General features: G+C 72.7%; 21 protein-coding genes and 1 riboswitch. Of the genes, 18 read left to right on the top strand and 3 right to left on the bottom strand.

Annotated features, from left to right (window positions below):
- The first annotated feature begins 7 nt into the window (after positions 1-7).
- The 5 genes from carA to mihF all read left to right on the top strand — a co-directional run bounded on the left by carA (position 8) and on the right by mihF (position 6766).
- Positions 8-1120: a glutamine-hydrolyzing carbamoyl-phosphate synthase small subunit gene (gene carA / locus Drose_RS27925; RefSeq protein ID WP_260724283.1), complete on the top strand. Its 1113-nt coding sequence runs from the start codon at positions 8-10 to the stop codon at positions 1118-1120.
- A complete protein-coding gene (carB, locus tag Drose_RS27920) occupies positions 1113-4421 on the top strand; it encodes a carbamoyl-phosphate synthase large subunit (RefSeq protein WP_260724282.1) in 3309 nt (1102 codons plus the stop codon). The genes carA and carB overlap by 8 nt, the downstream gene beginning before the upstream one ends.
- Positions 4422-4473: 52 nt before the next feature.
- Positions 4474-5484 (top strand): quinone-dependent dihydroorotate dehydrogenase, encoded by a 1011-nt coding sequence (locus tag Drose_RS27915; RefSeq protein ID WP_390891246.1) that lies wholly within the window; start codon positions 4474-4476, stop codon positions 5482-5484.
- Positions 5484-6326: an orotidine-5'-phosphate decarboxylase gene (gene pyrF / locus Drose_RS27910; protein WP_260724280.1), complete on the top strand. Its 843-nt coding sequence runs from the start codon at positions 5484-5486 to the stop codon at positions 6324-6326. The genes Drose_RS27915 and pyrF overlap by 1 nt, the downstream gene beginning before the upstream one ends.
- A gap of 119 nt (positions 6327-6445) precedes the next feature.
- Positions 6446-6766, top strand: coding sequence for an integration host factor, actinobacterial type (mihF, locus tag Drose_RS27905; protein ID WP_190253177.1), 321 nt, complete (start codon positions 6446-6448; stop codon positions 6764-6766).
- Between the two features lie 145 nt (positions 6767-6911).
- Here the strand turns inward: mihF and Drose_RS27900 are convergent, their stop codons facing one another.
- Positions 6912-7055, bottom strand: coding sequence for a hypothetical protein (locus tag Drose_RS27900; RefSeq protein ID WP_260724279.1), 144 nt, complete (start codon positions 7053-7055; stop codon positions 6912-6914).
- Between the two features lie 57 nt (positions 7056-7112).
- On the opposite strand from Drose_RS27900, the gene rpoZ reads away from it, so the two are divergent.
- From rpoZ to Drose_RS27880, 4 genes are all read left to right on the top strand, one after another.
- On the top strand, positions 7113-7379 hold the full coding sequence (rpoZ, locus tag Drose_RS27895) for a DNA-directed RNA polymerase subunit omega (protein ID WP_260724278.1): 267 nt from the start codon (positions 7113-7115) through the stop codon (positions 7377-7379).
- Between the two features lie 6 nt (positions 7380-7385).
- Positions 7386-8606, top strand: coding sequence for a bifunctional phosphopantothenoylcysteine decarboxylase/phosphopantothenate--cysteine ligase CoaBC (gene coaBC / locus Drose_RS27890; protein ID WP_260724277.1), 1221 nt, complete (start codon positions 7386-7388; stop codon positions 8604-8606).
- A 123-nt stretch (positions 8607-8729) separates the two neighbouring features.
- The gene (gene metK, locus Drose_RS27885) at positions 8730-9923 is read left to right on the top strand and encodes a methionine adenosyltransferase (RefSeq protein ID WP_260724276.1); all 1194 of its coding nucleotides are present in this window, start codon (positions 8730-8732) and stop codon (positions 9921-9923) included.
- Between the two features lie 422 nt (positions 9924-10345).
- Complete coding sequence (locus Drose_RS27880; protein ID WP_260729825.1) at positions 10346-12268, top strand: primosomal protein N'; 1923 nt, start codon at positions 10346-10348, stop codon at positions 12266-12268.
- A gap of 668 nt (positions 12269-12936) precedes the next feature.
- Here the strand turns inward: Drose_RS27880 and Drose_RS27875 are convergent.
- The gene (locus Drose_RS27875) at positions 12937-14037 is read right to left on the bottom strand and encodes an amidohydrolase family protein (protein WP_260724275.1); all 1101 of its coding nucleotides are present in this window, start codon (positions 14035-14037) and stop codon (positions 12937-12939) included.
- A gap of 47 nt (positions 14038-14084) precedes the next feature.
- Between Drose_RS27875 and def the strand changes: the two genes are divergently transcribed.
- The 9 genes from def (at position 14085) to ribH (ending at position 22648) form a co-directional block, all read left to right on the top strand.
- A complete protein-coding gene (gene def, locus Drose_RS27870; protein ID WP_260724274.1) occupies positions 14085-14633 on the top strand; it encodes a peptide deformylase in 549 nt (182 codons plus the stop codon).
- A 97-nt stretch (positions 14634-14730) separates the two neighbouring features.
- Positions 14731-15675 carry a methionyl-tRNA formyltransferase gene (gene fmt / locus Drose_RS27865; protein WP_260724273.1) on the top strand — a complete coding sequence of 315 codons (945 nt, stop codon included), beginning with the start codon at positions 14731-14733 and terminating at the stop codon, positions 15673-15675.
- The gene (locus Drose_RS27860) at positions 15672-17108 is read left to right on the top strand and encodes an RsmB/NOP family class I SAM-dependent RNA methyltransferase (RefSeq protein ID WP_260724272.1); all 1437 of its coding nucleotides are present in this window, start codon (positions 15672-15674) and stop codon (positions 17106-17108) included. The genes fmt and Drose_RS27860 overlap by 4 nt, the downstream gene beginning before the upstream one ends.
- 213 nt (positions 17109-17321) lie before the next feature.
- Positions 17322-17993: a ribulose-phosphate 3-epimerase gene (rpe, locus tag Drose_RS27855; protein WP_260724271.1), complete on the top strand. Its 672-nt coding sequence runs from the start codon at positions 17322-17324 to the stop codon at positions 17991-17993.
- A gap of 41 nt (positions 17994-18034) precedes the next feature.
- Positions 18035-18988 carry a GGDEF domain-containing response regulator gene (locus Drose_RS27850; protein ID WP_390891245.1) on the top strand — a complete coding sequence of 318 codons (954 nt, stop codon included), beginning with the start codon at positions 18035-18037 and terminating at the stop codon, positions 18986-18988.
- A gap of 56 nt (positions 18989-19044) precedes the next feature.
- A riboswitch (FMN riboswitch) is annotated at positions 19045-19192 on the top strand.
- 102 nt (positions 19193-19294) lie between these two features.
- Entirely contained in the window at positions 19295-20323 is a 1029-nt protein-coding gene (ribD, locus tag Drose_RS27845; protein WP_260724270.1) for a bifunctional diaminohydroxyphosphoribosylaminopyrimidine deaminase/5-amino-6-(5-phosphoribosylamino)uracil reductase RibD, read from the top strand.
- A gap of 3 nt (positions 20324-20326) precedes the next feature.
- On the top strand, positions 20327-20929 hold the full coding sequence (locus Drose_RS27840; RefSeq protein WP_260724269.1) for a riboflavin synthase: 603 nt from the start codon (positions 20327-20329) through the stop codon (positions 20927-20929).
- On the top strand, positions 20926-22170 hold the full coding sequence (locus tag Drose_RS27835) for a bifunctional 3,4-dihydroxy-2-butanone-4-phosphate synthase/GTP cyclohydrolase II (RefSeq protein ID WP_260724268.1): 1245 nt from the start codon (positions 20926-20928) through the stop codon (positions 22168-22170). The genes Drose_RS27840 and Drose_RS27835 overlap by 4 nt, the downstream gene beginning before the upstream one ends.
- Before the next feature lies 1 nt (position 22171).
- Positions 22172-22648, top strand: a complete 477-nt coding sequence (ribH, locus tag Drose_RS27830; protein WP_260724267.1) for a 6,7-dimethyl-8-ribityllumazine synthase — start codon at positions 22172-22174, stop codon at positions 22646-22648.
- Positions 22649-22842: 194 nt separating this feature from the next.
- Here the strand turns inward: ribH and Drose_RS27825 are convergent, their stop codons facing one another.
- A complete protein-coding gene (locus Drose_RS27825; protein WP_260724266.1) occupies positions 22843-23331 on the bottom strand; it encodes a hypothetical protein in 489 nt (162 codons plus the stop codon).
- Positions 23332-23412: the final 81 nt, after the last annotated feature.

Raw genomic sequence — 23412 nt, 5'->3', positions numbered from 1 at the left:
CCATACGGTGAAGCGGAGAGAGGCACTGCTCGTCCTCGAGGACGGTCGCACCTTCCGGGGTGAGGCCTTCGGCAGCATCGGTGAGACGTTCGGCGAGGCGGTCTTCAACACCGGCATGACCGGCTACCAGGAGACGCTGACCGACCCGTCGTACCACCGTCAGGTCGTGGTGCAGACCGCGCCGCAGATCGGCAACACCGGCGTCAACGGCGAGGACGACGAGTCCGACCGGATCTGGGTCGCCGGTTACGTCGTGCGTGACCCCTCGCGGTCCTACTCCAACTGGCGTGCCGCGGGCAGCCTGGAGGACCGGCTCGCCGTCGAGGGTGTCGTCGGCATCAGCGGCATCGACACCCGTGCCCTGACCCGGCACCTGCGCGAGCGCGGCGCCATGCGGGTCGGGGTGTCCAGCGTCGACGACGACCGCGCCGGGCTCCTCGAGCGGGTCCGCCAGCAGCCGACGATGCTCGGCGCCGACCTGTCCGCCGAGGTGACCACGCCGCAGCGGTACACCGTGGCGGCGCGGGGCGAGCACCGGTTCACCGTCGCCGCGATCGACCTGGGCATCAAGCGCAACGTCCCGCGCCGGCTCGCCGCCCGCGGCGTGACCACGCACGTGCTGCCGGCCTCGACGACGCTCGCGGAGATCAAGGCGCTCGGGGCCGACGCGGTCTTCTTCTCACCCGGCCCGGGTGACCCGGCGACCGCCGACGGCCCGGTCGAGCTCGCCAGAAACGTGATGACGGAACGCATCCCGCTCTTCGGCATCTGCTTCGGCAGTCAGATCCTGGGCCGGGCGCTGGGCTTCGGCACGTACAAGCTCGGCTACGGCCACCGCGGCATCAACCAGCCGGTGCTGGACCGGACGACCGGCAAGGTCGAGGTCACCAGCCACAACCACGGCTTCGCCGTCGACGCGCCCCTCGACGGGCGGGTCGAGACGGAGTTCGGGGCCGTCGAAGTGAGCCACGTCTGCCTCAACGACAACGTCGTGGAGGGACTGCGCTGCCTGGACGTCCCGGCGTTCACCGTGCAGTACCACCCGGAGGCGGCAGCGGGGCCGCACGACGCGGATTACCTGTTCGACCGATTCGCGGAGTTGATGAACACCAATGCCTAAGCGGACCGACCTCCGGCATGTCCTCGTCATCGGCTCCGGCCCGATCGTCATCGGCCAGGCGTGCGAGTTCGACTACTCCGGCACCCAGGCGTGCCGGGTGCTGCGGGCCGAGGGCCTGCGGGTCAGCCTGGTCAACAGCAACCCGGCGACCATCATGACCGACCCCGAGTTCGCCGACGCCACCTACGTCGAGCCGATCACCCCGGAGTTCGTCGAGCAGGTGATCGCCAAGGAGCGCCCGGACGCGCTGCTGGCCACCCTCGGCGGGCAGACCGCCCTGAACACCGCCGTCGCGCTGCACGAGGCGGGGGTGCTCGAGAAGTACGGCGTGGAGCTCATCGGCGCCGACATCGACGCCATCCGCCGCGGCGAGGACCGCCAGTTGTTCAAGGACATCGTGGCGCGCGCCGGTGGCGAGACCCCGCGGTCGCGGGTCTGCCACTCGATGGAGGAGGTCCACGAGACCGTCGCCGAGCTGGGGCTGCCCGTGGTCATCCGGCCGTCGTTCACGATGGGCGGCCTCGGCTCCGGCATGGCCCACACGCGGGAGGACCTCGAACGGCTCGCGGGCGGCGGCCTGGCCGCCTCCCCGGTGCACGAGGTGCTCATCGAGGAGAGCGTGCTCGGCTGGAAGGAGTACGAGCTGGAGCTGATGCGCGACAAGCACGACAACGTGGTCGTCGTCTGCTCCATCGAAAACGTCGACGCGATGGGCGTGCACACCGGCGACTCGGTGACCGTCGCGCCCGCGATGACGCTGACCGACGTCGAGTACCAGCGCCTGCGGGACCTCGGCATCGCCGTGCTGCGCGAGGTCGGCGTCGACACCGGCGGCTGCAACATCCAGTTCGCGGTGCACCCGAGGACCGGCCGCCTGGTCGTCATCGAGATGAACCCGCGGGTGTCGCGCTCCAGCGCCCTGGCGAGCAAGGCCACCGGCTTCCCGATCGCGAAGATCGCGGCGAAGCTCGCCATCGGCTACACGCTCGACGAGATCCCCAACGACATCACGCTCAAGACGCCGGCCGCGTTCGAGCCGACGCTCGACTACGTCGTGGTGAAGATCCCGCGGTTCGCCTTCGAGAAGTTCCCGGTCGCCGACGCCGAGCTCACCACCACCATGAAGTCGGTGGGCGAGGCGATGTCGCTCGGCCGTACCTTCACCGAGGCGCTCGGCAAGGCGATGCGCTCGCTGGAGACCAAGGCCGCGGGCTTCTGGACCACGCCCGACACGACCGGCACGCCGGCCCTGGAGGCCCTGCGGGTGCCGCACGACGGGCGGCTCTACACCGCGGAGCGCGCGTTGCGGCAGGGGCACAGCGTGGCCGAGGTCGCCGCGGCCTCCGGATTCGACCCGTGGTTCGTCGACCAGCTCGCCGCGCTCGTCGACCTGCGCGCGGAGATCATCAGCGCGGCCGTGCTCGACGAGCCGCTGCTGCGCCGGGCCAAGCGGGCCGGGCTCTCCGACCGGCAGATCGCGGCGCTGCGGCCCGAGTTCGCCGGCGAGGACGGCGTGCGCACCCTGCGGCACCGGCTCGGGCTGCGGCCGGTCTACAAGACGGTGGACACCTGCGCCGCAGAGTTCGCGGCCGGCACGCCGTACCACTACAGCACCTACGAGGACGAGACCGAGGTCACGCCGTCCGACCGGCCCAAGGTGATCATCCTGGGCTCCGGGCCGAACCGCATCGGCCAGGGCATCGAGTTCGACTACTCGTGCGTCCACGCGGTCATGGCGTTGCGCGCCAAGGGCTACGAGACGGTCATGGTCAACTGCAACCCGGAGACGGTCTCCACCGACTACGACACCGCCGACCGGCTCTACTTCGAGCCGCTCACCTTCGAGGACGTCCTCGAGGTGTTCCACGCCGAGGACGAGTCCGGCCGCGCGGCCGGCGGACCCGGTGTCGTCGGCGTCGTCGTCCAGCTCGGCGGGCAGACCCCGCTCGGCCTCGCCGACCGGCTCGAGAGCGCCGGCGTGCCGATCGTCGGTACCTCGCCCGGGGCCATCGACCTCGCCGAGGACCGGGGGCTGTTCGGCAAGCTGCTCACCGAGGCCGGTCTGCGGTCCCCGGCGCACGGCACCGCGACCACGTTCGCCGAGGCGAAGCTGATCGCCGACGAGATCGGCTACCCGGTGCTGGTCCGGCCGTCGTACGTGCTGGGCGGCCGCGGCATGGAGATCGTCTACGACGAGCCGACGCTGCGTGACTACATCGGCCGGGCGACCGAGATCTCCCCGGCGCACCCGGTGCTCGTCGACCGGTTCCTCGACGACGCCATCGAGATCGACGTCGACGCGCTGTGCGACGAGACCGGCGAGGTGTACCTCGGCGGTGTCATGGAGCACATCGAGGAGGCCGGCATCCACTCCGGCGACTCCTCGTGCGCGCTGCCGCCGATCACGCTCGCGGCGGTACACCTCGCGGAGGTCCGCCGCTACACGGTGGCGATCGCCCGCGGGATCGGCGTGCGCGGTCTGCTCAACGTGCAGTACGCGCTGAAGGACGACGTCCTCTACGTCCTGGAGGCCAACCCGCGCGCGTCGCGCACCGTGCCGTTCGTGTCGAAGGCCACGGCGGTGCCGCTGGCGAAGGCCGCGGCGCGGATCGCGCTCGGCGCCACGATCGCGGAGCTGCGGGCCGAGGGGCTGCTGCCGGCCGAGGGCGACGGGGGTGAGGTGCCCGACGGCGCGCCGATCGCGGTGAAGGAGGCGGTGCTGCCGTTCAAGCGGTTCCGCACGGCCGAGGGCAAGGGCGTCGACAACCTCCTCGGCCCGGAGATGAAGTCCACCGGCGAGGTCATGGGCATCGACACGTACTTCGGGCACGCCTTCGCCAAGTCCCAGGCGGCCGCCTACGGCTCGCTGCCGACCGCCGGCACCGTGCTGGTGACCGTCGCCAACCGGGACAAGCGGGGGATCGTGTTCCCGGTCAAGCGCCTCGCCGACCTGGGCTTCGCGATCGTCGCCACGGCCGGCACCGGCGAGGTCCTGCGCCGGTACGGCGTCGCCTGCGAGATCGTGCCCAAGCACTACGCGGATCCCGGGCAGGGAGCGCGCAACGCGGTCTCGCTCATCGCCTCGGGTGAGGTCGACCTGGTGATCAACACTCCGCAGGGCTCCAGCGGGCGCATGGACGGCTACGAGATCCGCAGCGCCGCCGTCGTCGCCGACATCCCGTGCATCACCACACTGCCCGGCGCGGCGGCCGCCGTGATGGGCATCGAGGCGCTCCTGCGCGGCGAGATGACGGTCCGGCCGTTGCAGGAGCTGCACGCCGCCCTGCGCGAGGCGCGGTGAGCGGTCCGGAGCGAAGCGGAGGGCCGCTCACGATGGGCACAGTGTGGAGCGTATGGCGCCGGACCGAGGCGGAGGCACGGTGAGCGTGTACGAGAGCGTCGTCCGTCCGGTCCTGTTCCGCTGGGCCGGCGGCGACGCCGAGTCGGTGCACGAGCGGACGCTGGGTGTGCTGGCGAGGATGCCGGGCGTGCGGCGGCCGCACAGCCCGCCCGGCGCCCGCCGGACCGTGTTCGGCGTCGACTTCCCCAACCCGGTCGGGCTCGCCGCCGGGATGGACAAGGACGGCCGCGCGCTGCGCGCCTGGCCCCGGCTCGGCTTCGGCTTCGTCGAGGTCGGCACCGTCACCCGGCACGCGCAGCCGGGCAACGAGCGGCCGCGGCTGTTCCGCCTGCCGGAGCACGAGGCGATCGTCAACCGGATGGGCTTCAACAACGCCGGCGCGGAGGCCCTAGCCGCGCGGCTGCGGGCGCTGGGCCCGCTGCCGGTCCCGCTGGGGATCAGTCTCGGCAAGTCGAAGGTGACGCCGCTGACCGGCGCCGTCGAGGACTACGTCACGTCGTTCCGGCTGTTGTACGACCTGGGCGCGTACTTCGCCGTCAACGTGAGCTCGCCGAACACGCCCGGGCTGCGCCAGTTGCAGGACAAGGCGCAGATGTCGGCGCTGCTCGGCGCGCTGCGGTCGGAGAACCACGCCCGGCGGCCGATCCTGGTGAAGGTCGCCCCCGACCTCACCGACACGGCCCTGGGCGAGCTGCTCGACGTGTGCCTGGGGTTCGGCGTCGCCGGGCTCATCGCCACCAACACGACGATCGAGCGCCCGGTGCCGTTCGACGGGCCGGGCGGACTGAGCGGGCGGCCGCTCGCGGCGCGCGCGCTGGAGGTCGTGCGGTTCGTGGTCAAGGAGAGCGGGCTGCCGGTGATCGGGGTGGGCGGGATCACCCGGCCCGAGCACGCCCAGCGGATGCTCGACGCGGGGGCCAGCCTGGTCCAGTTGTACACCGGCTTCATCTACCACGGCCCGCGCCTCGTGCGGCGGGCCGTCGCGGCGACGAGGAGTGTGTGATGACCGAGCCGTTCGGGGCCCGTCTGCGGGCCGCCATGGACGCCCTGGGGCCGTTGTGCGTGGGAATCGACCCCCACCCCTCCCTCCTGGCGTCCTGGGGCCTCTCCGACGATGTCAAGGGTCTGGAAGTGTTCAGTCGGACGGTGGGGGAGGCCCTGGCCGACCGGGTCGCCGTGATCAAGCCCCAGTCTGCCTTTTATGAGCGTTTCGGCTCCCAGGGCATAGCGGTGCTGGAGTCAACTATCCGACAGTTGCGGTCGGCCGGAGCTCTTGTACTTCTCGACGTGAAGCGGGGTGACATCGGCTCGACGGCCGCCGCGTACGCCGACGCCTACCTCGACCCGGCCTCGCCGCTCTGCGCCGACGCCATCACCGTCAGCCCGTATCTCGGCTTCGGCTCCCTGCGGCCGATCATCGAGAAAGCCCAGCAGAACGGCCTCGGCGCGATGGTGCTCGCCCTCACCTCCAATCCCGAGGGCGCCGCGGTCCAGCGGGCCGTCGCAGCCGACGGGCGGACCGTCGCGCAGACCGTGATCGACGAGATTTCGCAGGTCAACGCGGGTGCACGGCCGCTCGGCGACGTCGGCGTGGTCATCGGTGCGACCGTCGGGCCGACCGGCCACGATCTGATCAACCTCAATGGACCGATCCTCGCGCCCGGTCTCGGCGCACAGGGCGGACGGCCCGACGACCTCCGGCTCGTATTCGGCGACGCCGTCCGCAACGTGCTCCCGTCGTGGTCCCGGGAGGTCCTCGGCGCCGGACCGGATGTGGCCGCTTTGCGGGCCGCGGCGGAGCGGGCGCGTGACGCCTGTGTGTCCGCAATTACGGTCACGGCCTGATCATCGAATCGGTACAGGCCGTCGATCTTGTCCTCTGACGTTGCCGAAATGGCTCCTGACCGCTAGTTTTCCCCGCGCTACACCATCAACACTTTTTTCAAGGGACCTGAGGAGACCTGGTGCCGCTCCCGTCACTGAGCCCGGAACAGCGCGCGGCCGCGTTGGAAAAGGCGGCTGAGATCCGAAAGGCTCGCGCTGAGCTGAAGGAGCAACTCAAGCAGGGCAAGACGACGCTTGCCGCCGTGATCGACCGTGCGGAGTCCGACGACGTCGTCGGAAAGCTCAAGGTCTCGGCCGTGCTGCAGGCGATGCCCGGCATCGGCAAGATCCGGGCAACGCAGATCATGGAGAAGCTGAAGATCGCCGAAAGCCGCCGCCTGCGCGGCCTGGGCGACCAGCAGCGCAAGGCACTGCTCGGGGAGTTCGCGGGCGGCAAGTGACTGCCGCCTGATGGTCCCCCCGGACCAGTGTGAGACCTCGACGCGCCCGGGCCTGCTGCCCGGGCGCGTCGACGTTCTCCACCGGTCGAACGTTCCGGTCCGGCGCCGGCGCGTGACGAGCACCACTCCGATCACGTCACTCCGATCACGATGCGTGAATGCCCGGCGGGTGCCGGCGGGCCGGCGGCACGACCGCCCGGCCGGGGCGCAGCCGCTGCCGAGGAGGGTGGTCACGAACGGGTGTCGACGGCGACACCGAGGCCCGCGTCACGTCACTTCCGTCACTCATGGTGTAAGGTTGGCGGGTTCGTGAGCCGTCAATTGCGAAAGTATCGAGGTTGTTTCCGTGGCCGGAACCGTGGCAGACCCGCAGGGGATCACCAACCCGCCGATCGACGAGCTGCTCGAGAAGACGACGTCGAAGTATGCCCTGGTGATCTTCGCGGCGAAGCGTGCCCGTCAGGTCAATGCCTACTACAGCCAGCTCGGCGAGGGCCTGCTCGAATACGTCGGCCCGCTGGTCGAGACCACGCCGCAGGAGAAGCCGCTCTCCATCGCGCTCCGCGAGATCAACAGTGGTCTGCTGACCGCCGAGCGCGTCGACGAGGCCTAGGCCTTCATGGACCAGCACGCCGAGGCACGGCCGCGGGTCGTGCTCGGCGTCGCCGGCGGCATCGCCGCCTACAAGGCGTGTGAGCTGCTGCGGCTGCTCGCCGAGTCCGGCCACCGGGTGCGGGTCGTGCCCACCGCGGCGGCGCTCACATTCGTCGGTGAGGCGACCTGGGCAGCCCTTTCCGGCCAGCCGGTCAGCGCCGACGTCTGGACCGGCGCCCACGAGGTGCCGCACGTCCGCCTCGGCCGCGAGGCCGAGCTGGTGGTCGTCGCGCCGGCGACGGCCGACCTGCTCGCGAAGGCCGCCCACGGCCTCGCCGACGACCTGCTCACGAACACGTTGCTCACGGCCCGCTGCCCGGTCCTGTTCGCACCCGCGATGCACACCGAGATGTGGGAGCATCCGGCCACCCGCGCCAACGTCGCCATCCTGCGCGAGCGCGGAGCCGTGGTCCTCGAGCCGGCCGTCGGGCGGCTCACCGGCGCCGACACCGGCAAGGGGCGGCTGCCCGAGCCCGCCGAGATCTTCGCCGTCGCGACGCGCCTGCTGTGCCGGGGCGGCCTGCCCCAGGACCTCGCCGGACGGCACGTCGTCGTCACCGCCGGCGGCACCCGCGAGCCGATCGACCCGGTCCGGTTCATCGGCAACCGCTCGTCCGGCAAGCAGGGCTATGCGATCGCCCGCGCCGCCGTGGCCCGGGGCGCCCGCGTCACGCTGGTCGCGGCCAACGTGGCGCTGCCCGACCCGGCCGGCGCCGACGTGATCCGGGTGGAGACGACCGAGCAGTTGCGGACGGCCACGCTCGCGGCGGCGGAGCGGGCGGACGCGGTGGTCATGGCCGCGGCCCCGGCCGACTTCCGACCGGCGACGTTCGTCACCAGCAAGATCAAGAAGGTCGACGGCACCGCGCCGACCCTTGAGCTGGTCACCAACCCCGACATCGCCGCCGAGCTGGGCGCGGCCAAGCCCGTGGGGCAGGTGCTCGTCGCGTTCGCCGCGGAGACCGCCGACCTGGAGCGGGCCGTCGCCAACGGTCACGAAAAGCTGCTGAAGAAGCGCGCCGATCTGATCGTGGTCAACGAGGTCGGCGTCGACAAGACCTTCGGCGCCGAGCGCAACCAGGCGGTGATCCTCGGCGCCGACGGCAGTCGCGACGCACTGCCCGAACTGTCCAAAGACGACCTTGCCGATAGGATTTTGGACCGGATCGCCGACCGTTTGCCCTGATCATGGTCGTCCCGGGTGAGAGTTCCGGGTTGTTTCGCCCCGGGGCTTTGCCGTTGTACGAGTAGCAGGTCGTACACTCTGGCGGAGCCTGATAACCGATCGCCGTACCCCTGAGGAGCACCATTGGCACGCCGCCTGTTCACGTCAGAGTCGGTCACTGAAGGTCACCCCGACAAGATCGCCGATCAGATCAGTGACGGTGTCCTCGACGCGCTCCTCGCGCAGGACGCACACAGCCGGGTCGCTGTCGAGACGCTGATCACCACCGGTCAGGTCCACGTCGCCGGTGAGGTGACGACCAGCGCGTACGCCGACATCGCCAAGATCGTCCGCGAGACCATCCTGGGTATCGGCTACGACTCGTCGAAGAAGGGCTTCGACGGCGCCTCCTGCGGTGTCAGCGTGTCCATCGGCTCCCAGTCGCCCGACATCGCACAGGGCGTCGACTCGGCGATCGAGGTCCGCGAGGGTGCCGGCGCGGACGACTTCGACCTTCAGGGCGCCGGCGACCAGGGCATGATGTTCGGCTTCGCGTGCAACGAGACCCCCGAGCTCATGCCGCTGCCCATCGCGCTCGCGCACCGGCTCGCCCGCCGCCTGTCCGCGGTCCGCAAGGACGGCACCATCCCCTACCTGCGGCCCGACGGCAAGACCCAGGTCACCATCGAATACGACGGCCTGCGCCCCATCCGCCTGCACACCGTCGTCGTGTCCAGCCAGCACGCGCCCGACATCTCGCTCGAGTCGCTGCTGACCCCGGACGTCCGCGAGCACGTCATCGCCCCCGAGCTCGAGGGTCTGGGCCTGGACACCGACGGTTACCGGCTGCTGGTCAACCCGACCGGCCGCTTCGAGATCGGCGGCCCGATGGGCGACGCCGGCCTGACCGGTCGCAAGATCATCGTCGACACCTACGGTGGCTACGCCCGCCACGGCGGCGGCGCGTTCTCCGGCAAGGACCCGTCCAAGGTCGACCGCTCCGCGGCCTACGCGACGCGTTGGGTGGCCAAGAACGTCGTGGCGGCCGGCCTGGCCGACCGCTGCGAGGTCCAGGTCGCCTACGCGATCGGCAAGGCCCACCCCGTCTCGCTGTTCGTCGAGACCTTCGGCACCGAGACCGTGCCGGTCGAGCGCATCGAGAAGGCCATCAACGAGGTCTTCGACCTGCGCCCGGCGGCCATCATCCGCGACCTCGACCTGCTCAAGCCGGTCTACCAGCAGACCGCGGCCTATGGCCACTTCGGCCGTGAGCTGCCCGGCTTCACGTGGGAGCAGGTCACCCGCACGGCGGAGCTGAAGTCCGCCGCCGGCGCCTGAGCGCCCGCACCAGTCCCGCGACGTTGGCCGACCAGTCCGAGCACCGGACGGGTCGGCCAATGTTCTTCGGGGCCCGGGATTCGCCGGCTTCCACCGCTGATGTTTCGACGCACGACGATGTTTTCCACTCGGCAACGGTTCGCCCGGCGTCTATTCGAGGGGTCGCCTCCGAGGCGTGCGGCGATGCCGCAAATCGGCATGCGTCTATTGCAGTGGCGGCGGCGGCGGAAGGTGAGCCGTTCTCGGACAATGGCGGCCCGGATTCCGACGGACTGTTTCCCGAATCCGAGGTGACACCCCCGGCCGACCGGATCGCCGAAAACCCCCGCGCCGCCGCCGAGCGCATCGCCGGAAAGGCGGGTGCGGGCCGCACCGGCAAAGGCGGCCGGACGCGGTCCGCCGAGCAGCGGTCCGCCGCCGAGCTGCCGGTCGCGCGCGTCTGCGTCGACACCCCGCTGCCGCACCTCGACCGGCCCTTCGACTACCTCGTCCCGGAGGCCGCCGACGTCGCGGCCCGGCCCGGCGTGCGGGTGCGGGTGCGGTTCGCGGGGCAGCTCGTCGACGGCTTCCTGCTCGAGCGCGCCGCCGCCTCCGAGCACGCCGGCCGGCTCGCGTTCCTCGACCGCGTCGTCTCGCCCGAGGTCGTCGCCGGTCCGGAGACCGTCGCCCTCGCCCGTGACATCGCCGACCGCTACGCCGGGACACTCTCCGACGTGCTCCGGCTCGCCGTGCCGCCCCGGCACGCCCGCACCGAGGCTGCCGCGCCGCCGGCGCCGCCCGAGCCGTTCACCGGGCCGGTCGACGCGCGCGTCTGGCGCCGGTACACGGCCGGCGCCGCCCTCGTCCGCGCCCTCGGCGACGGCAGGGCACCCCGCGCCGTGTGGACCGCCCTGCCCGGCGAGGACTGGCCGGCCCGGCTCGCCGAGGCCGCCGCGGCCGGTCTCGCGGGCGGGCTCGGCGCGCTCGTCGTCGTGCCCGACGCGCGGGACCTCGACCGGCTCGACACGGCCCTGACCTGGGTGCTCGGCGGCCCCGGGCGCCACGTCACCCTGTCCGCCGCGCTCGGGCCCGCCGAGCGGTACCGCAGGTTCCTCGCGGCGTCCCGGGGCGGTGCCCGGATCGTCATCGGCACCCGGGCCGCGGCGTTCGCGCCGGTCGCCGACCTGGGTCTGGTCGCGATCTGGGACGACGGCGACGACCTGCACGCCGAGCCGCGCGCCCCCTACCCGCACGCCCGGCAGGTCCTGCTCTCCCGCGCCGAGCAGACCGGCTGCGGGGTGATCGTCGGAGGCTTCGGCCGTACCGCCGAGGCACAGCAGCTCATCGAGACCGGCTGGGCCGTCGAGGTGAGCGCCGGCCGCGACGTGTTGCGACGGGCCATGCCCCGGGTGGTGACGACCGGCGAGCACGACCACCCGCGGGAGCCCGAGGCCGTCGCCGCCCGGCTGCCGTCGATCGCGTGGCGGGCCGCCCGTGAGGCGCTGGCTCGCAGCACCCCGGTCCTGATCCAGGTGCCGCGCCGGGGTTACATCCCGGTCGTCGCCTGCGCGGACTGCTACACGCCGTCGCGCTGCGCGCGCTGCTCCGGCCCGCTCTCCCTGCCCTCGGCGAGCCAGGCGCCGGAGTGCCGGTGGTGCGGCCGGCCGTCCGCCGACCACACCTGCCCGGAGTGCGGCAGCCGGCGCCTGCGGGCCGCCGTCATCGGCGCCCGGCGGACCGCCGAGGAGCTGGCCCGGGCGTTCCCCGACACCCCCGTGCGCACGTCCGGGCGGGACGAGGTGCTCGCCACGGTCCCCGGCGGCGCCTCGCTCGTGGTGTCGACGCCCGGCGCCGAGCCCGTCGCCGACGGCGGATACGGGGCGGTGCTCCTCCTCGACACCTGGGCCCTGCTGACCCGGGCCGACCTGCGCGGCACCGAGGAGGCGCTGCGCCGCTGGATGGCCGCCGCCGCCCTGGCCCGCCGGGACGGACAGGTGGTCGTCGTGGCCGAGGGTGGCCTCGCGGTCGTACAGGCGTTGCTGCGCTTCGACCCGGGCTGGCTCGCCGCGCGCGAACTCGCCGACCGGCGCGAGCTCGGCTTCCCCCCGGCGGTGCGGATCGCGGCGCTGACCGGTGCGCCGACCGCGGTCGCCGAACTGCTCGCGGCGGCCCAGCTCCCGCCGGGCGCCGAGGTGCTCGGCCCGGTGCCGGTCGCGGCCGAGGGCCAGGAGCGGATGCTGGTCCGCACCGCCCGGTCCGCGGGCCGGGCCTTGGCCCTGTCGCTCAAGGCGGCGGCCGGAGTGCGTTCGGCCCGCAAGGCCCCCGACCCGGTCCAGATCCAGATCGACCCGCTCGACCTGCTGTAGCCCTGTCCGCTCGGGCTCGGGCTCGGGCTCGGGCTCGGCTCGGGCTCGGCTTGGTCCGGCTTGGTCCGGCTCGGCCCCCGCTGGGCCCGGCTTCGCGGCGATCTTGCAGTTGTGGTCCCTGCCTTATCCGTATAAATCCGGTGAAATCTGGCACCACAACTGCAAGATCGGCGTGCGCAAGGGGTGGGAGGGGGGCGGTCGAGCGGCGCAAGGCCACGTAGTCAAGTCGTGCGGGCGTCTGTCAACGCCGGTGTCGCGCTACGAGACGGTGACGCACAGCAGCGCGGGTGGTGTCTGTCGCTTGTGGTCGCCGCTGGATCCGGGTCGGCGGCGTTCCGGGTCGGCGACTCCATGATCATGGGAAAGATGTGGCTATCGGGGCAGCCACATCTTTCCCATGATCATGGACCCGGGCGGCCTGGCGGCGGATTGCGGGGAATGCGCGCCGGCCGGCACGCCTCGGCACGCCCGCGCGGTACGCCTCCTCGGCGCTCGCCTCCCGGATCGGCAGCGGCCGGGTGAGCGTCGTGACCGAGCCCAGGAGGGAGAGGACCGCCACGACGGCGAGGGTCCCCCGGTGGTGCTTCAGATACGGCAACAGTGACCGCAGCCCGACGGCCGCCGTTCATCCGCCACGCGTCAACCGTGGCCGCGGCCGCCTGACCGGCTCAGGCGTCCGCCGCTGCGCTCCGGTCGCCGGACCTGTGCGCTGAGCCCGCGGTGACGAGTGGCCGGCCGCGGAGCAGGACCAGCGTCGGGCGGCGAAGGACGGCCGGGAACCGGCGCGGGTCGTCGGGCACCGCCACCAGGTCCGCCGGTGCGCCCTCCGTGAGGCCCGGGAAGCCGAGGTAGCGGCGGGCGTCCCAGCTCGCCGCGCCCACCGCCACCGCGGCGGGCAGGCCGGCCGCGATCAGGTGCTCGATCTCGGTCACCACGTCGCCGAAGTCCAGCGCGTCGGTGCCGGCGAGCACCGTCACGCCCAGCTCGTGGGCGGTCACCGTCGCCGTGCGCAGACTGGCCACGCCGTCGAGGAACCACGTCTTGCGCTCGCCCTCCGGCTTCGTGCGGACGTCCGCGACCAGCGGCAGGAACCCGGACCAGGTCGGCGTCACGGCGCCGCCGCGGGCGGCCAGCGCCGTCAGCAGGTCCTCGGTGAGGTACCAGGCGTGCTCGATCGAGTCGACGCCGGCGAGGACGGCGTTGCGGGTGCCCTCCGCCGTCTGGCAGTGTGCCGCCACCCTGCCGCCGGCCGCGTGTACGGCGTCGCACAGCTCGGTCAGTGCCGCCACCGGGGTCTTCGCGGTGAACGGCTCCCAGTCGCCGTAGGTCTTGCACCAGCCGTCGTTCGCCCGCGCCTGCGCCACGGCCGCGGCCGTCAGGTCGGCGGGCACGGTCTGCGGCCCGTCGAGGCCCTCGAGGCCGGCCCAGGCCAGCCACTCGCCGGCCGTCACCAGCCGGGGCAGGCGGGCGTCGCCGCGCAGCTCGGGCGGGATCGGCGCGCGGTGGCCGGGGACGCGCAGCAGGGTGGTGCCCGCCTCGGCGTAGGCCAGGCCGGCGCCGGTGAACCGGTCGGCGTCGAACGCCATCGTCGCCGGCTCGTGCCCGGGATGCGCGTGGGCGTCCACCAGGCCGGGCAGCAGATAGCCGCCGTCCAGGACGGTGGTCGCGCCGCCGGTCGGGCGGGCGAAGGTGAGCCGGTCGCCCAGGACCCAGATGTCACGGACGTCACCCTCGGGCAGCACGGTGCCACGCAGGTGCAGTGTCTCCACCCGGCCACACTAGACTTGATTGACCCGGATCAGATAAGAGGTGCCGCTTGACCGTCCAGTCCGTCCGCCTGTTCGGCGACCCGGTGCTGCGCACGCCCGCCGACGCGGTCGTAGACTTCGACAAGGAGCTGCGCAAGCTGGTCGGCGACCTGCTCGACACGATGCGCCAGCAGAACGGCACCGGCCTCGCCGCCCCGCAGATCGGGGTGGGCCTGCGGGTGTTCACCTTCGACGTCGACGACGTGGTCGGGCACCTCGTCAACCCGGTTCTGGAGTTCCCGGACGAGGAGGAGCAGGACGGTCCCGAGGGTTGCCTGTCGATCCCGGGTGTCTACGTCGACACGAAGCGCCGGCAGAACGTCATCGCCAAGGGCTTCAACCGGCACGGCGATCCGGTGCAGATCGTCGGCTCCGGGTTGATGGCCCGCTGCGCGCAGCACGAGACCGACCACCTCGACGGGGTGCTCTTCCTCGACCGGCTCGACGCCAACCGGCGCAAGCAGGCGATGAAGGAGATCCGGGCCGCGGAGTGGTACGACCCGGATGTGCCGCCGGTCGTCAAGACCAGCCCGCACGGGCTGTTCGGCATCCGCTAGGAAGCTCCGCCAGGAAGCTCCGCCAGGAAGCTCCGCCAGGAAGCTCCGCGAGAACGCTCCGCTGGGAAGCCAGGGAGCCAGGAAGCAGAGGAAGCTGTTGAGGCTGGTCTTCGCGGGCACGCCGTCCGTCGCCCTGCCCGCCCTCGACGCCATCGCGGCCTCGGCCCACGAGCTCGTCGCGGTCGTCACCCGGCCCGACTCGCCGTCCGGCCGGGGCCGTCAGTTGGTGCCGTCGCCGGTGTCCGCCTGGGCGACCGGGCGCGGCATCCCGGTGCTCACCCCGGCGAAGCCCCGCGAGCCGGAGTTCCTGGAGCGGCTCGGCGCGCTCGAGCCCGACTGCGTCCCCGTCGTGGCCTACGGCGCGCTCGTGCCGCGCACCGCCCTCGACATCCCGCGGTACGGCTGGATCAACCTGCACTTCTCGCTGCTGCCCGCGTGGCGTGGCGCGGCACCGGTCCAGCACGCCGTGCTGCACGGCGACGACATGACCGGCGCGAGCGTGTTCCTGCTGGAGGAGGGCCTGGACACCGGGCCGGTCTTCGGCACCCTCACCGAGCCGGTCGGGCCCCGTGACACCTCCGGCGACCTGCTCGACCGGCTCGCCGGGTCGGGCGCCGAGCTGCTGGTCCGGGTCCTGGACGGGATCGCGACCGGCAACGTCACCGCGGTACCGCAGCCGCACGAGGGCATCTCGACCGCGCCGAAACTGACGGTCGAGGACGCCCAGGTGCGCTGGGGCGATCCGGCGTTCGCCGTCGACCGGCGGATCCGGGCGTGCACCCCGGCGCCGGGCGCGTGGACGGCGTTCCGCGGCGAGCGGCTCAAGCTCGGCCCCGTCGTGCCGCTGACGGCGGCGACCGTCATCGGCGGCGCTCCGTCGCCCGGGCCGGGTGAGCTGGTCGTGGAGCGCAACCGGGTGCTCGTCGGCACCGGTACCGTTCCCGTCGTGCTCGGCACCGTGACCGCGCCCGGCAAGAAGGCGATGCCCGCCGACGCGTGGGCCCGCGGCGCCCGCGCCGAGTCGGGGGAGCGGGCCTCTTGAGGTCACCGCGGCGCGGGCCCGGCGCGCGGCCCGCGGGCGGGCGTGACGACCGGCTGGCCCGGCCGCCCCGAGGCGGGCGGCCCGCGATCGACCCGGCGCGCGAGGCGGCGTATGAGGCCGTGGCCGCCGTGCACCGCGACGACGCGTACGCCAACCTGGTCCTGCCCAGGATCCTGCGCGAGGGCGGCGTCTCCGGCCGGGACGCGGCGTTCGCGACCGAGCTGACCTACGGCACGCTGCGCCAGATCGGCACCCTCGACGCGATCGTGGCCGCCGCCGCCGACCGGCCCGTCGACCGCATCGATCCGCCGGTGCGGGACGCGTTGCGTGTCGGCGCCTACCAGTTGCTGCACATGCGGGTCGGCGCGCACGCGGCCGTGGCGACGACCGTCGACCTGGTGCGCTCCCTGGTGCCGGGCGCGGCCGGCTTCGCCAACGCCGTGCTGCGCCGGATCGCCGAGGCGGACCGGTCCGGCTGGCTCGCCCGGCTGGCGCCCGCCGATCCCGTCGCCCGTGCCGCTCTCACCCACGCCCACCCGGAGTGGATCGTCCGGGCGTTCGTCGACGCGCTCGGCTCGCTCGACGAGGCGGAGCTCGCCCTCGACGCCGACAACCTGCGGCCGCCGGTGCACCTGTGCGCACGGCCCGGCCTGCTCACCCCCGCCGAGCTCGCCGCCGCGCTGCCCGGTGCCTCCGTCGGGCGGTACTCGCCGTACGCCGTCGTCCTCGCCGGCGGCGGCGACCCGGGTGCCGTGGCCGCCGTCCGCGACGGCCGGGCCCACGTGCAGGACGAAGGCAGCCAGCTCGTCGCGGCCGCGCTCGCCGGCGCGCCGCTCGACGGCCGCGACGACACATGGCTCGACCTGTGCGCGGGTCCCGGCGGCAAGGCCGGCCTGCTCGGCGCGCTCGCGGCCCAGCGCGGCGCCCACGTCACCGCCGTCGAGGTCGCCCACCACCGCGCCGAGCTCGTCGCGCGGGCGACCGAGGGCCTGCCGGTCTACACGATCAACGCCGACGGCCGCGACGTCGGCAAGGACCCGGACCTGCCGGCCGGGGGCTTCGACCGGGTGCTCGTCGACGCGCCGTGCACCGGCCTGGGTGCGCTGCGCCGCCGCCCGGAGGCCCGTTGGCGCCGCCAGCCGTCCGACCTGCCCCCGCTCACCCGGCTGCAGCGGGAACTGCTGCGGGCGGCGTTCCACGCGGTCCGACCGGGCGGGCTGGTGGCCTACGTGACCTGTTCGCCGCACCAGGCGGAGACGGAGGTCTCGGTGACCGAGGCGGCCCGCCGCTCCGACGTCGACGTCGACCTGGTCGACGTCCGGCCCTACCTGCCGTCCTCCCTGCCGGAGGCCGGGACCGGGCCGACGGTGCAGCTCTGGCCGCACCGCCACGGCACCGACGCGATGTTCGTCGCCCTGCTCCGCCGCCCCTGACCCTGGCCCGCCCCTTCCCCGCCCCCCTTCCGCCGTCGATCTTGCAGTTGTGGTGCCTGACAAACCCGGACAAGTTCGGAGTGTCGCGGCACCCCAACTGCAAGATCGACGGCGGAAGGGGGGCGGTGGCGGAAGGGGGGCGGTGGTGCGGATGGGGCTCGGATCGGAGCTGATCGACGACCGTCCCGATTTCCCGCACAGTAGAGTGGGCGGGTGCCGGAACATGTGCTGATCGCGCCGTCGATCCTCGCCGCCGACTTCGCGCGGCTGGCCGACGAGGCCCGCGCGGTCGAGGGGGCAGCCGACTGGCTGCACGTCGACGTCATGGACTACCACTTCGTGCCCAACCTGACGCTCGGCCTGCCGGTGGTGCAGAGCCTGCGCAAGGCGACGACGCTGCCGTTCGACTGCCATCTGATGATCGACGAGCCGGCCCGCTGGGCGACCCACTACGCGGAGGCCGGGGCGTACAACGTCACGTTCCACGCCGAGGCCGCCACCGACCCGGTCGCGATCGCCAAGGACCTGCGCGCCGCCGGCAGCCGGGCGGGGCTCGCCATCGACCGGGACACGCCGATCGAGGGCTACCTGGAGCTGCTGCCGCACTTCGACCTGCTGCTCGTCATGACCATCAAGGCCGGCTTCGGCGGCCAGGCGTTCCTGCCGGAGCTGCTGGACAAGGTCCGCACGGCCCGCCGTCACATCGACGCCGGCCAACTGGAACTGCGCATTGAAGTCGACGGCGGGGTGGCCGAAGATACCATCGCGGCCTGCGCCGAGGCGGGTGCCGACACCTTCGTGGCCGGCACCGCGGTCTACGGCGCCGACGACCCGGCCGCCGCGGTGCGCAAGCTCCGCGCCACAGCGGCGGCGGCGACGCGATAGCGGCGGCGACCCGGCACCGAGACGACACAGGCGGGATCAGCGTGGGCGAGCCGGACGTCATCCTCGTGGTCGACGACGACGTCGACATCGCCCGTTTCATCGAGGTCAACCTCAAACTCGAGGGCTACGGGGTGCTGCTCGCCCACGACGGCGAGACCGCGCTGCGGCTCATCGCCGAGCACCAACCCGCCCTGGCCGTCGTCGACTGGATGATGCCGCAGCTCGACGGGATCGAGCTGACCCGGCGGCTGCGGGCCGACCCGATGACCGCGCCGATGCCGGTGATCCTGCTGACCGCACGCGGCCAGACCGCCGACAAGGTGCTCGGGCTGCAGGCCGGCGCCGACGACTATCTCGTCAAGCCGTTCGACACGCTCGAGCTCGTCGCCCGGGTGCGCTCCACGCTGCGGCGCAACCAGGAGAACCGCGAGGTTTCCCCGCTCACCGGCCTGCCCGGCAACAGCCGCATCCTGCGCGAGATCACCGACCGGACCCGCGCCGGCAGCGACTTCGCCGTCTCCCACGTCGACATCGACCGGTTCAAGCCGGTCAACGACGTCTACGGCTTCGCGCGTGGTGACGAGTTCATCACCGCGCTGGCCCGCGCCCTGCACCGGGCCGTCGTCGAGGTCGGGCTGCCCCCGGCCTTCCTGGGCCACATCGGCGGCGACGACTTCCTCGTCGTGTGCTCCCCCGATCAGCTCAAGGAGCTGCACACCAAGGCCATCCTGGAGTTCCAGAACGCCGCCGACGCCCTCTACGACCCGCTCGACTCGGAGCGCGGCTACATCGAGGTGGTCCAGCGCAACGGCGAGGTCCAGCAGGCCAACCTGGTGACCCTGTCGATCGGCGTCGCGATCGGCACCCCGTCGGGCAACGGACACGTCACCGACCCGCGCGAGGTCATCTCGATCGCGGGAGAGATGAAATCCGTGGCGAAGAAGCACCACGGCAACTACGTCGCCGTCGACCGCCGGGGTGTCGTCGGGCTGTGACGTATGTCCCCCGGTAAGGACCGTTTTCGTGTGGCACACTCGGGAACGTACCCACCACGCGCTGGCGGGGCTCGGTGAAATTCCGAACCGGCGGTGACCGGCCCGAACAGGCCGGAAGCCCGCGACCCGGTCGAAGCCATCGACCGGTGGACCTGGTGTGAGTCCAGGGCCGACGGTCATAGTCCGGATGGGAGTTCAGCGCGCGGATCCGGGGGCCGGTTCGTGCGCGTCCGCGCGGGTCACGGCCCCTGCCGCCGTCGTGCCCCCGCAGCCGCCCGCGTGTGACGACCACCGCGCGGAGAGGCCATGGACGACCAGGACTACATGCGTCGAGCCGTCGAGTTGGCGTGGCTGAGCCTCGGCGAGACCAGCCCCAACCCCAACGTCGGCTGCGTCATCGCCGCCCCCGGCGGCACGATCGTCGGCGAGGGCCGCACCGCACCGGCCGGCGGGCCGCACGCCGAGGTCAGCGCCCTCGCGCAGGCCGGCGCGCTGGCCCGGGGCGGCACCGCTTATGTCACGCTGGAGCCCTGCGACCACACGGGCCGCACCGGCCCCTGCACGCTCGCCCTGATCGGGGCGGGGGTGGCGCGCGTCGTGGTCGGCGTCCGCGACCCCAACCCGGTCGCCGCGGGCGGCGCCGAGACCTTGCGGTCCGCCGGGGTCGCCGTGGACGTGGGTGTCGTACTTCCCGAGCTCGCCCGGGACGCGATGGCCGGCTGGCTGACCGCGGTGTCCCGCGGCACCCCCTACGTCATCTGGAAGTTCGCGGCCACGCTCGACGGGCGCTCCGCCGCCGCCGACGGCACCAGCAAGTGGATCACCTCCCCCGAGGCCCGCGCCGACGTGCACCGGCTGCGCGCCGGCGTCGACGCGATCATCGCCGGCAACGGCACGGTCCTGGCCGACGACCCGCAGCTCACCGTGCGGTCCGCGGACGGCGCGCCGGCCGCCCGCCAGCCGTTGCGGGTCGTCGTGGGAGGCACACGAAGTACACCTCCCGGATCAAAGGTTTTTGACGACAGCGCCCCCACGTGGGCCGTCTCCGGCGGCGGGGGACGGGTCGACCTGCCGGCCATGCTCAAGGAACTGTACGAGCGGGGGGTGCGGACCGCGCTGCTGGAGGGCGGTCCGACGCTCGCCGGCGCGTTCCTCGAGGCCGGGCTGGTCGACCGGGTCGTCGGGTACCTCGCGCCGAAGCTCCTCGGCGCCGGCCCCGCCGCGCTCGGGGCCGCGGGACTGTCCACGATCTCCGAAGCATTGACGCTCGACGTTGTCGACCTCGCCAGGATCGGGCCCGACATCCGCCTGACGGCTGCTGTGAAAGGTGTGTGACCAGTGTTCACCGGCATCATCGAAGAGCTCGGCACCGTCGTCGCGGTCGACCCCCGCCCCGGCCGCGACTCGGCCCGGCTGTCGATCCGCGGCGCCACCGTCACCGCCGACGCGGCGCACGGCGACTCCATCGCCGTCGACGGCGTGTGCCTCACCGTGGTCGACAACGCCGACGGCGTGTTCACGGCCGACGTGATGGGCGAGACGCTCAAGCGCTCGACGCTCGGCCGGCTGCGCACCGGTTCCCCGGTCAACCTGGAACGCGCCGCCACCGTCGCCACCCGCCTCGGCGGCCACATCGTGCAGGGCCACGTCGACGGGGTCGGCGAGGTGCTGTCGCGGGAGCCCGGCGACCAGTGGGAGACGGTCACGTTCTCGCTGCCGGCGGCGCTGGCGCGATACGTGGTCGAGAAGGGCTCCGTCACCGTCGACGGGATCTCGCTCACCGTCATGGCCGTCACCGACGACACGTTCTCGGTCGGGCTGATCCCGACCACGCTCAAGCTCACCACGCTCGGCGCGAAGAGCGCCGGCGAGCAGGTCAACCTGGAGGTCGACATCATGGCCAAATACGTCGAGAAGCTCCTCGGTGCGGTGCAGTCATGAGCGCCCCCGTCACGAATCTCGACCCGATCGAGCGGGCGGTCAAGGAGATCGCCGCCGGCCGGCCCGTCATCGTCGTCGACGACGAGGACCGCGAGAACGAGGGCGACCTCATCTTCGCGGCGGAGCACGCCACGCCCGAGCTGGTGGCGTTCATGGTGCGCTACACGTCCGGCTACATCTGCGTCCCGCTCACCGAGGACGAGGCCGACCGGCTCGACCTGCCGCCGATGTACCGCACGAACCAGGACCGGCGCGGCACCGCCTACACGGTGACCGTCGACGCCAGGTTCGGCGTGACGACCGGCATCTCGGCCGCCGACCGGGCCCACACCATCCGCCTGCTCTCCTCGCCCGAGACCGCGCCGACCGACCTGTCCCGCCCGGGCCACGTCGTGCCGCTGCGCGCGAAGACCGGCGGCGTGCTGCGCCGGCCCGGCCACACCGAGGCCGCGGTCGACCTGGCCACGATGGCCGGGCTGCGCCCCGCCGGCGTGCTCTGCGAGATGGTCAACGACGACGGCACCATGATGCGCCTGCCCGACCTGCGGAAGTTCGCGGCCGAGCACGACCTGGCGCTGATCAGCATCGCCGACCTCATCGCGTACCGCCGGCACACCGAGAAGCAGATCGAGCGGGTCGCCGAGACGCGCCTGCCCACCGAGCACGGCGTGTTCCGCGCGGTCGGCTACACCACCGACTTCGACGACGGCGAGCACATCGCGCTGGTCTACGGCGACCTCGCCGACGGCGAGGACGTGCTGGTCCGGGTCCACTCCGAGTGCCTCACCGGCGACGTGTTCAGCTCGGTACGCTGCGACTGCGGCCCGCAGCTCGAGGCGTCGATGAAGATGGTCGCCGCCGAGGGCCGGGGCGTCGTGCTCTACATGCGCGGGCACGAGGGCCGGGGCATCGGCCTGATCCACAAGCTGCAGGCGTACCAGCTCCAGGACCTCGGCCGGGACACCGTCGACGCCAATCTCGACCTCGGCCTGCCCGCCGACGCCCGCGACTACGGCACCGGCGCGCAGATTCTGGTGGACCTGGGTATCAAGACGATGCGGTTGCTGACGAACAACCCGGCCAAACGAGCGGGCCTGGAGGGGTACGGTCTGTCCGTGCTGGGTCGCGTTCCGCTGCCGACCCGGCCGAACCCGGAGAACGTGCGCTACCTGCGTACCAAGCGGGACCGCATGGGGCATCTGCTCGACGAGCTGGACGAGGTCGCGGAGGGACTTGCATAAGATGGCTGGTAGTGGGGCGCCCGTCCTGCAGCGCGTGGACGGCACAGGACTGACCCTGGGCATCGTCGCCACCCGGTGGCACGGCGAGCTGGTCGACCACATGCTGGACCGGGCCATCGAGGCCGGCGAGGCGTCCAACGTCGACCACATCACGGTGGCCCGCGTCGACGGCGCGGTCGAGCTGCCCGTGCTCGCTCAGGCGCTGGCCCACCGCTTCGACGCGGTCGTGGCGCTGGGTGTGGTGATCCGGGGCGACACCGCGCATTTCGAGTACGTCTGCCAGTCGGTGACGGACGGCCTGACGCGGGTGGCGCTGGACGAGTCGACGCCGGTGGCCCACGGCGTGCTGATGGTGGACACCGTGGAGCAGGCCCGCGACCGTGCCGGCTTCCCCGACTCGTCGGAGGACAAGGGCTACGCCGCGACCCTGGCGGCGCTGGACGCGGCCTGCGCCCTGCGCCAGGTGGCCAAGTCCTGAGTCCTGCCCTTGCCGGTGCTTCGTGATCGTGGAGCGTCCTGGTCGTCTGGGCCACCGTGATCGCGACGCGGGACGGTGGCACACGGTCGTGCGGGTGGTGTCTGTCGCTTGTAGTCGCCCGGCCGGACACCGGACACCGACCGTGCCGGAGTCCGGCGGGCCGGCGACCGGATCCACCCGTTGGTCGACGGCCGCTAGACCTCCAGCGCCGCCGCCAGGTTGTCGCGGAAGGAGCGCTCGGCCGGGGTCACCTGGTCGCCGCCCAGGCCCAGGACGCCGCCGGTCTTCGCCGCGGCCACCACGGCGTCGGCCACCGTCACCAGCCAGAAGCGGTAGGCCTCGGCGTCGGCGGGCTCGGCCTTCGCGGTCAGGATCTCGTGCGCCGTCTTGGCCCGGGTGATCACGTCGGTCAGCCCGGCGTCGCGGTCGGGGAACTCGATGACCGGCGGTTCCTCGCCCTCCTCGACGTCGCCCTGGCGCTCGACGACGTCCGAGGCCACCGATCGCACCAGCGTGCTCGACGAGCCGCGGGCGTCCGCGATCGTGGCCATGCCGGCCGTCCACTCCTCGCGGGTCCGCCGGGTGCCGTCGGACTCCGCCTGCGAGGCGGCGATCAGCACGGACTGCGGTAAACCTACGAGGATGCCCCACTCTTCGTCGGTGTACTTCGGCTCGGTATCCACGATCGACAGGGTATCCGCGTCCCCAATCAGGTAAACCGACGGGCGCGGGTAAACCGGACGCCCCGGTCGGGCGTCGTTGGG

The organism is Dactylosporangium roseum (assembly GCF_025264685.1).
Lineage (GTDB): Bacteria > Actinomycetota > Actinomycetes > Mycobacteriales > Micromonosporaceae > Dactylosporangium > Dactylosporangium roseum.
This window is presented reverse-complemented; position numbering and strand designations above follow the sequence as displayed.